This is a genomic window from Arenibacter sp. 6A1 (genome assembly GCF_012272855.1).
Taxonomy (GTDB): domain Bacteria; phylum Bacteroidota; class Bacteroidia; order Flavobacteriales; family Flavobacteriaceae; genus Arenibacter.
Window position 1 is genome coordinate 1 of record NZ_JAAXCQ010000052.1, and the last position, 1,070, is coordinate 1,070.

The following is a 1,070-nucleotide window of genomic DNA, read 5'->3' on the forward strand; positions in this document are numbered from 1 at the left end:
TTATTGACGATGCTATCATTGAGCCTAGCGAGGCCTTTACCGTAGAGCTATCGAACATTCAATCGAACTTGGGAATAGGGTTTGTTGATGGAAACACTACCAACACCGCTACCGGGAACATTCTGGATGATGATGCTGTAGGAGGAACCGGAATTGCCTTCACCAATACCAATGTAACGGTGACAGAGGGAACTGATGCCTTTGCCATATTCGAGGTGACCTTGACCGGAGATATTTCGGAAAATGTTAGCGTGGACTATACCACGATCGATGGTACTGCTATAGATCCAAGTGATTACTTGACGACTGCCAGCACCATCACCTTCACTCCGACGATCAAGTCCTATGAAATTCAGGTGCCGATTATTGACGATGCTATCATAGAGCCTAGCGAGGCCTTTACCGTAGAGCTATCGAACATTCAATCGAATCTGGGAATAGGGTTTGTTGATGGAAATACCACCAACACCGCTACTGGAAATATCCTGGATGATGATGCTGTAGGAGGAACCGGAATTGCCTTCACCAATACCAATGTGACGGTAACAGAAGGAACAGATGCCTTTGCCATATTCGAGGTGACCTTGACTGGAGATATTTCGGAAAATGTTAGCGTGGACTATACCACGATCGATGGTACCGCTGTAGATCCTAGTGATTACTTGACTACTGCCAGCACCATCACCTTTACCCCGACGATCAAATCCTACGAAATTCAGGTGCCGATTATTGACGATGCTATCATTGAGCCTAGCGAGGCCTTTACCGTAGAGCTATCGAACATACAATCGAATCTGGGAATAGGGTTTGTTGATGGGAACTCCACCAACACCGCTACTGGGAATATTCTGGATGATGATGCTGTAGGGGGAACCGGAATTGCATTCACCAATACCAATGTAACGGTGACAGAGGGAACCGATGCTTTCGCTATATTCGAAGTGACCTTGACCGGAGATATATCAGAAAATGTTAGCGTGGACTATACCACGATCGATGGTACCGCTGTAGATCCTAGTGATTACTTGACTACTACTAGCACCATCACCTTTACCCCGACGATCAAATCC

General features: G+C 46.3%; 1 protein-coding gene. It reads left to right on the forward strand.

The genetic code is table 11. From position 1 onward, the window contains the following. Window positions 1-1,070 (forward strand): Calx-beta domain-containing protein (locus HCG49_RS18390; protein WP_205764448.1); only part of this gene is annotated, 1,070 nt, incomplete at both ends.